This is a genomic window from Streptomyces sp. NPDC003697, assembly GCF_053587115.1.
Map to the genome: position 1 here is coordinate 41,507 of NZ_JBSFNN010000046.1, position 9,985 is coordinate 51,491.

Genomic DNA, 9,985 nt, shown 5'->3' on the forward strand with positions numbered 1-9,985 from the left:
CGACCAGCCCCCTCGTAGGATCCGACGAACACCCCCATGGCGCCGACCTGCACGAACCGCCAGTAGAATCCGTACACGTGACTTCTGCGCCCGCCAAGCCCCGTATCCCGAACGTCCTCGCCGGACGCTACGCCTCCACCGAGCTCGCCACGCTCTGGTCCCCCGAGCAGAAGGTGAAGCTGGAGCGCCAGCTCTGGCTCGCCGTGCTGCGGGCCCAGCGGGACCTCGGCATCGAGGTCCCGGAGGAGGCGATCGCCGACTACGAGCGCGTGCTCGACCAGGTCGACCTCGTTTCCGTCGCGGAGCGCGAGAAGGTCACCCGGCACGACGTCAAGGCGCGGATCGAGGAGTTCAACGACCTCGCCGGGCACCAGCACGTGCACAAGGGCATGACCTCCCGTGACCTGACGGAGAACGTGGAGCAGCTGCAGATCCGGCTCTCGCTGGAACTCGTGCGCGACCGCACGGTGGCCGTCCTGGCGCGCCTCGGGAAGCTGGCCGGCGAGTACGGCGAGCTGGTCATGGCCGGCCGCTCCCACAACGTCGCCGCGCAGGCCACCACCCTGGGCAAGCGATTCGCCACCGCCGCCGACGAACTGCTCGTGGCGTACGGCCGCGTCGAGGAGCTGCTGGGCCGCTACCCGCTGCGCGGCATCAAGGGCCCGGTGGGCACCGCGCAGGACATGCTGGACCTGCTGGGCGGTGACGCCGCGAAGCTGGCCGAGCTGGAGCGCCGTATCGCCGGGCACCTCGGCTTCTCGCAGGCGTTCACGTCCGTCGGGCAGGTCTACCCGCGGTCCCTGGACTACGAGGTCGTCACCGCGCTGGTGCAGCTGGCGGCCGCCCCGTCCTCCCTGGCGAAGACGATCCGGCTGATGGCCGGGCACGAGCTGGTGACCGAGGGCTTCAAGCCGGGCCAGGTCGGCTCCTCCGCGATGCCGCACAAGATGAACACCCGATCCTGTGAGCGCGTCAACGGCCTGATGGTGATCCTGCGCGGCTACGCCTCGATGACCGGCGAGCTGGCGGGCGACCAGTGGAACGAGGGCGACGTCTCCTGCTCCGTGGTGCGCCGCGTCGCGCTGCCGGACGCGTTCTTCGCGCTGGACGGGCTGCTGGAGACGTTCCTGACGGTGCTCGACGAATTCGGCGCGTTCCCGGCCGTGGTCGCCCGCGAGCTGGACCGCTACCTGCCGTTCCTCGCGACCACCAAGGTCCTGATGGGCGCCGTGCGGGCCGGTGTCGGCCGGGAGGTCGCCCACGAGGCGATCAAGGAGAACGCCGTCGCCACGGCTCTCGCGATGCGCGAGCAGGGCGCCGAGCGCAACGACCTGCTGGACAAGCTCGCCGCCGACGAGCGCCTGCCGCTGGACCGCGCGCAGCTGGACGAGCTGATGGCGGACAAGCTGTCCTTCACCGGCGCGGCGGCCGACCAGGTCGCCGCGGTCGTCGGCCGTGTCGAGGAGATCGTCAAGCAGCACCCGGCGGCGGCCGGCTACACCCCGGGGGCGATCCTCTGACCCGCTTCACACCGGCGGACCTCGAGGCCGCCCGCGACCGTCTCGTCCCGGACGTGGTCGCGGACGGCCTCAAGGTGCTGTTCTGCGGTATCAATCCCGGTCTGATGACGGCGGCGACCGGCCACCACTTCGCCCGGCCCGGTAACCGGTTCTGGCCGGTGCTGCACCGCTCCGGCTTCACGCCGAGGCTGCTGAAGCCGTCCGAGCAGGCGGAGTTGCTGTCGTACGGCCTCGGCATCACGAACGTCGTGGCACGGCCGACGGCCCGGGCCGACGAGCTGTCAGCGGAGGAGTACCGCGAGGGCGGGCGTCTGCTGGCGCGGAAGGTGGCCGGACTGCGGCCGCGATGGCTGGCCGTAGTGGGCGTGACCGCCTACCGGGCCGCCTTCGACGACCGCAGGGCACAGGTGGGGCCCCAGGACCGGACGTTCGGCGACACGCGCGTGTGGGTGCTGCCCAACCCGAGCGGGCTGAACGCGCACTGGACCGCGGAGACCATGGCGCACGAGTTCGCGCGGCTGAGGGAGACTGCGGAGGGAACGCCCCGGGTCACGGCGGATCCGTCTCGGTGACGACGGCCAGGAGCTGTATCCCGTCGTCCTCGTCCCGGTCGGCCACCCCGACTCCGACCCAGCGTCCGGAGGCGTCCGGTTCCCACAGGTCGACCTCGTCCGTCCGTACGCTCACCGTGGACCACGGCTCGGGTATCTCCTCGCCGCGCTCGGCCCGCACACGCAGGGTCAGCATGCTCCAGGGCGGCTGGTGCCGTCCGCGCCGGACGTCCAGCACCTGGGAGACGGCCTCCTTCAGGGCGTGCGCGTCCTCCACGGCCTGTCCGCACGGTGCGGCCTCGTCGGCCCCCCGGCCGTGCCGCGTCGCCAACTCGGCTATGAAGTAGCCGGGTCCGGCCGACCCCAGATCGGACCGGCCCTGCGCGACCGGGAAGTCCCGCGCGCACAGCCGCTCGATCACGGCGAGATACTCGGCGATGTCCATGTGGTCCAGTAAACCGGTCGCCACTGACAACTGGCGGGGCGTCAGTCGTCCGGCGGGTTCGGCGGACTCGGGACGTGTGCGCAGCGGGTGCGGGCCGTCGGGCGCCTCGGCGTGCGGGGGCAGGCGGGGACGCTCCGGGTGACCGGCCGGTGAGCACATGCTGGTTGACGGTCCCTCTGATCGGCGCCGGGCGTGGGCGATCGTGGGTGACGGCCCCTCGGTCGGGGCGCCGGGCGTGGGCGGTCGTGGGTGGGGCGGGGCCTCGCCGGGGGCGCCCGTCCCCGGACCGCCGCGTGGGCCGCCGCTCACCGGCTCACCGGCGTCGACGCGCCGGCCGCTGCGTGCGGGCACCCCCGGCACGTCCCCCTCGGTCCGCACACGGCCGCGCCCGCGCGGTGGTGCGCTCGGTCCGTCGCAAGACGCCCGTGGCCCCGGTGGCCGGGCGGGATGTGCCCGGGCCTCGCTGCCACGGACGGCGCCGAGTACGATCCGCCCCACACGCGCACGAGCTGGGAGGACGGACGGTGGGGCGGCTGACCGGCGGGGATCCCTCGCTGCTGCGGCGGATCAACTCCGCGGTGGTGCTGCACGCGTTGCGTGCCACGGACTGCGCGACGCTCACGGAGATCACCCGGGTGACCGGGCTGTCCCGGCCGACGGTCGAGGGCGTCGTCGAGGGACTCATCGAGGCCGGTCTCGTCGTCGAGAAGGCCGCCGAGGAGGGGGCCGCCCGGCGTCAGGGACGACCCGCGCGGCGGTTCCGGTTCCGGGCCGAGGCCGGGCATCTGCTCGGGCTGGAGATCGGCGCGCACCGCGTCGCCGCGCTGCTGGCCGACCTCGACGGGCGCGTGCTCGGCGCCCAGGTCAGGGACGTGGACGAGACGGCGGGCGCCGACGAGCGTCTGGAGCGGCTGCGCGGCGCGGTGGCGGAGCTGCTGCGCCGGGCCGGCGTACCGCGCAGTTCGCTGCGGGCCGTCGGGGTGGGCACGCCCGGCATCGTGGAGGCCGACGGTGTCGTCCGGCTGGGCACCGCGCTGCCGGACTGGACCGGCCTGCACCTGGGAGAGCGGCTGAGCCGTTCGTTCAGGTGCCCCGTCCTGGTCGAGAACGACGCCAACGCCGCCGTGGTCGCCGAGCACTGGAAGGGCGCCGCCACCGAGTCCGACGACGTGGTCTTCGTGCTGGCCGGACTGAGCCCGGGAGCCGGATCACTCATCGGCGGACGGCTGCACCGCGGGTACGGCGGAGCCGCCGGTGAGATCGGCGCGCTGCACCTGCTGGGCCGGGAGGCCACCCCCGAGACGCTGCTGTCGACCACCGGCCGCCCGCTGCACCCGCTGGACGAGCAGGCCGTGGCCGAGGTCTTCGCACTGGCCCGTGAGGGTGACGGGCGGGCCCGCGCGGCCGTGGACCGCTTCATCCGGCGGCTGGTCCACGACGTGGCGGCGCTCGTGCTGGCCCTCGACCCGGAACTCGTCGTGATCGGCGGCTGGGCGACCGGCCTGGACGGGGTGCTGGAGCCGCTGCGGCGGGAGCTGAACCGTTACTGCCTGCGGCCGCCGAAGGTGGCCCTGTCCCGGCTGGGCGAGGCGGTCGTGGCGACGGGCGCCTTGCGGCTGGCCCTCGCCCACGTCGAGGAGCAGTTGTTCGCGGTCGAGGGCACGATCACGGCCCGCCGCTGAGTCACGGAAGGCCAGGGGCGGAGGGTTCCCGGCCCGGAAGGTTCCCGGCCGGCCCGGTCAGCTGCCGGCGTACTCCCCGGCCGCCCTCACGATGCCTGGCGCTCGGGGCCGTGGTGGATCTCCACGCGGCCCGAGTCGCCGAAGGTCAGCCGGCAGGTGTCCGCGCGGTAGGTGGCCACGGAGAGCGCCGCGGTGCGGCCCTCGGCGAAGAAACGGGTGGTGACGACGAGGACGGGCGCACCGGGCAGCCGGTCCAGCTCCCTGGCGTCGTCGGCGCGGGCCGAGCCGAGCTCGACGGCACGGTCCTGGCCCGCCAGCTCCAGGCGCTGCAGCTCGCGCAGCACCGCCCGGGCGCGCGCCGCACCGGAGGGGGCGTCGATGGCCGTCAGGTCGGGCACCGACGACGCCGGGATGTACAGCAGCTCCGCGGCGACCGGCTGGCCGTGGCTCACGCGGGAGCGGCGCACCGTCTGTACCGGCTCGTCACCGGTGTTCAGAGCGGCGGCGACGGCGGCGGGCGGGACGGTCCGGGCGCAGTCCACCGGCTGCCAGGCGTCGCCGGCCGCGCCGGGCCAGGCGTCCCGCTCGGTGCCGACGGCGACGCCGACGCGCGGCGGGGCGACGGTCGTCCCGACGCCGCGGCGGCGCTGCAGCCTCCCCTCGAGTTCGAGCTGCTCCAGTGCCTGGCGGAGCGTGGCACGGGCCACGCCGAAGCGGGCGGCGAGCTCGCGCTCGTTGGGCAGGACCTCGCCGACCGAGAACTCCGAGTCCAGTGCCTCGCTGAGCACGGTCTTCAGGTGCCAGTACTTGGGCTCCGGCACCGATTCCAGCTGCGTCGTCCCCACCCTGTCCTCCGCGATCGCCGTGGTCCGGCGGCGTTTTCAGCGCCTTGTTTATTAAAGGTTGTTTTACTTGTCTGCGACCATAGGACGGCCCTCATCCTTGGTCAAGACCAATCCTCCTCCTCGCGGACCGGGACCGCGCGCGGTCCGCACAGCGTTCACGTGGCGTTCGTTTAGGGCCACGCACCGCCTGGGGCTGCCCGGCGTCCGCCCGCCCCGCCCGGTGCCGGGCGACCACGAGGGCCCTCGTCGCGCGGCGGGTGGCCGACGGACGTCGGGGGACGCGGACGGGGCCGCCCGCCGTCCGTGACGAGCGGCCCCGTTCGGGGTCGGTGTGTCCTCTCGGGTGCCGGGGCTCAGCCGGCCGGCGCCGCGGGACCGCTGTCCGTGGCCGGCGGGGACGCCCCCCGGCCGCTGCGCCGGTGCGGTGGCGTCGGCCGCCGGGGCGCGCGACTCCTGGGCGAGCCGCTCCATGCCGCTGGTCGTCTTGAGCGGCTTCTCCTTCAGGAGGACCACCGCCACCGGCGCGAGCAGGGCGAAGGGCGTGGCCGCGGGGAACAGGTCGTCCGTGGCGGCGCCGTAGGCGTGCTCGACGACGCCACGGACGGGGGCGGGCAGTGTGTGCACGTCGGGCACGCGGCTCTCGCCGCCCGCAGCGCCGCCGACCGCCGCGGGGATGCCCGCATCCTTCAGTCCCCCGGTCATCTCACCGGTCACCCGGTGGGCGCGGATGGCGCCGAGGTCGCGCCGGCGTGCGGCACGGGGCGGGATCGGCCGTTGCAGGCTCTCCGGGCGCGGCAGCTTCCCGTCGTGGCACGGCGGGTCGGGCGCGGAGGACGTTCGGGGGCGGCCGGGCGCGGGACGGGTCTTCGGCCAGCGCGGGGCGGGCCGGCCGGATGCCCGCAGGCCCGCCGTCACCCCGGTCGCCGCTCCGTCGACCCGTCACTCAGATGCCGGCCAAGGGCGCCAACTTGTCCGGGTTGCGGAGGACGTAGACGGTCTGGACCCGCCCCTCCGCCACGTCCAGCTGGAAGACGGTGTCCGGCCTGCCACCGGACAGGAGCAGCACGGCAGGACCCCCGTTGAGCTCCACGAGTCGAATGGCCAGGTCCGCGATGCCCTTTCCGGCCACGCCGACGAGGAAGCGGCCCACCTTGTCGGCGGTCCGCAGGACCCGCAGCGGGGCCTTGGACTTGCCGCCGCTGTCGCCCACCAGGCGGGCGTCCGGCGCCAGCAGCGCCATCAGCCCCTCCAGGTCGCCGTCCACGGCGGCGGCCAGGAACCGTTCCGTCAGGTCGCGCCGCTGGGCCGGGTCGACCTCGTAGCGCGGCCGCCCCTCGTCGATGTGCCGGCGGGCCCGTGCTCCCAGCTGACGCACCGCGCTCTCGCTCCGGTCGAGCATGGCGGCGATGTCCGCGTACGGGTAACCGAACGCCTCCCTCAGGACGAACACCGCGCGTTCGAGCGGCGACAGCGACTCCAGGACGACCAGCACGGCCAGCGACACGGAGTCGGCCAGCACGGCCTGTTCCGAGGCGTCCGGCACCGAGTCCGCGAAGTCGGTGACGAACGGCTCCGGCAGCCAGGGCCCGACGTAGGCCTCGCCCAGCGCCTTGATCTGACGGAGCCGGTCGATGGCGAGACGCGTGGTGACGCGCACCAGGAAGCCACGCGGCTCGCGCACGTCGCTCCGGTCGGCGCCGGCCCAGCGCAGCCAGGCCTCCTGGACCACGTCCTCGGCGTCGGCCACCCGGCCGAGCATGCGGTAGGCGACCCCCATGAGGACGGGGCGGTGCTCTTCGAAGACGTCGGTCCCGGTTTCGGTCGTCACGCCTCCCATCCCAGCGGAGTCCCAGCGGCCGTGTCCAGGCGACGCCGCAGCGGACGGGCGGTCCCTCAACCGGCACCACGGGGGCTACCCGTCGGTAGCGATTGCTGACAAGCTGTCTACCCGCCGTTCGTCACGATCCCGACGAGGAGCACCCATGTCCGCCACCGTCTCCGTCAAGGTCCCCTCCGCCCAGGGCCGGCAGACCGTGACCCTCTCCTACGCGCGCGTGGGCAGCGGCGAGCCGCTGCTCCTGCTGCACGGCATCGGGCACCACCGCCAGGCGTGGGACCCGGTGGTGCACCTCCTCGCCGCCGAGCGCGACGTGATCGCCGTGGACCTGCCCGGATTCGGCACCTCCCCCGCCCTGCCGGGCGGGCTCCGGCACGACCTGCCCACGATGAACGCCGCACTCGGCGCGCTGTGCCGGGAACTGGACGCCGAGCGGCCCCATGTGGCGGGCAACTCCCTCGGCGGCCTGCTGGCCCTGGAGATGGGACGCGAAGGCATCGCACGGTCCGTCACCGCCTTGTCCCCCGCCGGATTCTGGACGCAGACCGAGCGGCGCTACGCCTTCTCCGTGCTGCTCGGGATGCGGCGGATCGCACGGCGTCTGCCGTTGCCGCTCGTGCAGCGGCTGTCCCGCACGGCGGCCGGCCGCACCGCCCTGACGAGCACCATCTACGCCCGGCCAGCGCGCCGTTCACCGGAGGCCGTGGTCGCCGAGACGCTCGCCCTGGCGCACGCCACCGGGTTCGAGGAGACGCTCCGGGCGGGGATCACGGTCCAGTTCACCGACGACGTCGTCGGCGTACCCGTCACCGTGGCCTGGGGCACCCGGGACCGGCTGCTGCTGCGCCGACAGGGCATCCGGGCCAAGCAGGTCATCCCGCGGGCCCGGCTCGTCCGGCTGCCGGGCTGCGGACACGTCCCGATGAACGACGACCCCGCGCTGGTCGCCCGCGTCATCCTCGACGGCAGCCGCTGACCCGCACCGCCGCGGGGCTCACCGACTCTTCGGCGAACTCGACGGGGCGGCGCCGGCGAGGAGCTGACGGCCCGGCGGCGCGCGCGGGGGCGGCGCCGGGCCCTTCTCCAGGCGCCGCGGACGGGCCGGATCTGCGCCGGCTCCCGTACCCTCTGTCTCGTTGCCGCGCACCAGCGTCATCCCCTGGTGCGCGGCACGCCCCCGCCCTCTTCCCGCGGGGACGCGTCGTCGCGGGCCGGAGGGGCGGCCGGTGACCGGCTCCACGGCCGTCCATGTCGCGGGCGTATCCCCGGTCTTCGTCGCCGCGCGGCGACCCGCCCCATGTCGCGGAACGGCGGACGGACGCGGAACCTCCCGGCCGGTGGCCCCGGAACGCGGCGCGCGCGGCGCATGCGCCGCAGCAGGCCGACCGGGACCGCCTCACCGGCGCCGTGTTCACCGGAGGAGGGGCGCCAAAAAGACACAGAACGCCCTTTACCCGTCGGACACAAGGCGTTCGTGATCACGCAACACCGTTCCTTCACAGTTGGTGCATGACGCGAACGAACTTCGATGTGACCCGGGCCAGGCACGGACGCCCGGTACACCACTGGCGGCGGGACGTGGTCGAACTCGCCGCCCTGTTCACGGCCGTCGCGGTGGCCGACGCGGTGGCTAACCTCGTCGGACACGGCCCCGACGGTCCGGCCCTGCTGGGGATCTCGGCGGTCGCGCTGATCGCGACGGCGGTGTTCCACACCTGGTGGGCACGACGCCACGGTCACGCACCGCCCGCGGACGATACCGGCGCCCGGCCGCTACCGGGGCAGCGGGGGCGGACCGGGCCGTCCGCTCCGTCCCCGGCGCCGCCCGGCGAGATGGCGCGAACGGGCGTCCTGTGGCGGGTGCGGACCACGGTGAAGGACGAGCCCGGATCGCTGGCCGCGCTGTGCACGGCCCTGGCCACGCACCAGGTCGACATCCTCAGTCTGCAGACGCACCCGCTGGCCGCGGGCACGGTGGACGAGTTCCTGCTGCGCGCGCCCGGCGAGGTGGAGGCGGCCGACATCACCCGGTCGGTGTCGGGGGCCGGGGGCGCCGGCACGTGGATCGAGCGGGCCGACGCCCACGACCTCGTCGACGCGCCCACACGGGTGCTGGGCCTGGCCGCGCGCACCGCCCTGGACGCGGCGGAGCTCCCGCTCGTGCTACGGCAGTTGCTCGGCCGGTGCACCATCCGCTCGCTGCCCGCGAAGCCCGTGGGCGGCGGCCCCGGCCCGCAGCAGGTCCCGGTCGAGGGGGTGCTCGAGGACACGGTCATGCGGCTGCGGGCACCGGAGGGCGGAGTGATCACCGTCGAGCGGCCGTACCTGCCGTTCACGCCCACCGAGTTCGCCCGGGCGCGGGCGCTGGTCGAACTGGACGCGCGGCTCGGGCCGCGCATCCCGCCCAGCCAGGACGTGCTGACGCTCCCCGCGGGCAACCCGATCTCCGTGCGGCGGGCGGACACGGGCGACCTCGACGCGGCGAGGGCCATGCACGAGCGGTGCTCGTCGCGGACGCTGGCCATGCGCTACCACGGGCCGGTCGGTGATGCGGACCGCTACCTCAGGCACCTGCTCAGCCCGCGTTTCGGACGGACGCTGGCGGTGCGTACCGCGTCGGGGCGGATCGTCGGCCTGGGCCACCTGCTGTGGGACGGTGACGAGACGGAGGTCGCACTGCTCGTCGAGGACGAGTGGCAGCGGCGCGGCATCGGCGCGGAACTGCTGCGCCGGCTGGTGGCGATGGCCGTCCAGGCGGGCTGCGAGAGCGTGTACGCGGTGACGCAGGCGTCGAACACCGGCATGGTCGCCGCGATGCGCGGCCTCGGTCTTCCGCTCGACTACCAGATCGAGGAGGGCGTCCTCGTCATCACGGCCCGGCTGGAGGCCACCCCCGTGACCTCGCGTCTGCCGTACGACGGCGGGCGGGAGGCGCACCACGGGGGCCCCGGCGTGCGCAGGGAAGCGTGAGCGGACCCCCGAGGACACGGTGGGCGTCCCGGCCGTTTCCGAGACCACACAGCGAGAGATCCGACCCATGTGCCAGCACCAGCCGCCGTGCCCCTCCGCCGCCTCCGCCGACCGGGAGTCCGCCCGTCTCGTGGC

Annotated in this window: 9 protein-coding genes; 6 read left to right on the forward strand and 3 right to left on the reverse strand. The window is 74.5% G+C overall.

Translation table 11 applies throughout. From position 1 onward, the window contains the following. Positions 1-77 precede the first annotated feature (77 nt). Entirely contained in the window at positions 78-1,520 is a 1,443-nt protein-coding gene (gene purB / locus ACWDNY_RS19330) for an adenylosuccinate lyase (protein ID WP_451646983.1), read from the forward strand. Beyond that, positions 1,517-2,092, forward strand: coding sequence for a G/U mismatch-specific DNA glycosylase (mug, locus tag ACWDNY_RS19335; protein ID WP_451646991.1), 576 nt, complete (start codon positions 1,517-1,519; stop codon positions 2,090-2,092). The genes purB and mug overlap by 4 nt, the downstream gene beginning before the upstream one ends. On the opposite strand, the gene ACWDNY_RS19340 is transcribed toward mug, so the two are convergent. Then, positions 2,070-2,516, reverse strand: coding sequence for a hypothetical protein (locus tag ACWDNY_RS19340; RefSeq protein ID WP_451646984.1), 447 nt, complete (start codon positions 2,514-2,516; stop codon positions 2,070-2,072). The two genes, mug and ACWDNY_RS19340, sit on opposite strands and share 23 nt — an antisense overlap. A gap of 524 nt (positions 2,517-3,040) precedes the next feature. Between ACWDNY_RS19340 and ACWDNY_RS19345 the strand changes: the two genes are divergently transcribed. Beyond that, positions 3,041-4,198 carry an ROK family transcriptional regulator gene (locus ACWDNY_RS19345; RefSeq protein WP_451646985.1) on the forward strand — a complete coding sequence of 386 codons (1,158 nt, stop codon included), beginning with the start codon at positions 3,041-3,043 and terminating at the stop codon, positions 4,196-4,198. Positions 4,199-4,284: 86 nt separating this feature from the next. Here ACWDNY_RS19345 and ACWDNY_RS19350 read toward each other — a convergent pair whose 3' ends face one another. Both ACWDNY_RS19350 and ACWDNY_RS19355 read right to left on the reverse strand, forming a co-directional pair. After that, a complete protein-coding gene (locus ACWDNY_RS19350) occupies positions 4,285-5,043 on the reverse strand; it encodes a GntR family transcriptional regulator (RefSeq protein WP_451646986.1) in 759 nt (252 codons plus the stop codon). 943 nt (positions 5,044-5,986) lie between these two features. Beyond that, positions 5,987-6,871, reverse strand: a complete 885-nt coding sequence (locus tag ACWDNY_RS19355) for an RNA polymerase sigma-70 factor (RefSeq protein WP_451646987.1) — start codon at positions 6,869-6,871, stop codon at positions 5,987-5,989. A 154-nt stretch (positions 6,872-7,025) separates the two neighbouring features. On the opposite strand from ACWDNY_RS19355, the gene ACWDNY_RS19360 reads away from it, so the two are divergent. From ACWDNY_RS19360 to ACWDNY_RS19370, 3 genes are all read left to right on the forward strand, one after another. Next, positions 7,026-7,856: an alpha/beta fold hydrolase gene (locus ACWDNY_RS19360; protein WP_451646988.1), complete on the forward strand. Its 831-nt coding sequence runs from the start codon at positions 7,026-7,028 to the stop codon at positions 7,854-7,856. A gap of 533 nt (positions 7,857-8,389) precedes the next feature. Continuing rightward, complete coding sequence (locus ACWDNY_RS19365) at positions 8,390-9,850, forward strand: GNAT family N-acetyltransferase (RefSeq protein WP_451646989.1); 1,461 nt, start codon at positions 8,390-8,392, stop codon at positions 9,848-9,850. Between the two features lie 67 nt (positions 9,851-9,917). Continuing rightward, on the forward strand, positions 9,918-9,985 hold a 68-nt coding region (locus ACWDNY_RS19370; RefSeq protein WP_451646993.1), incomplete at its 3' end, for a DUF5999 family protein.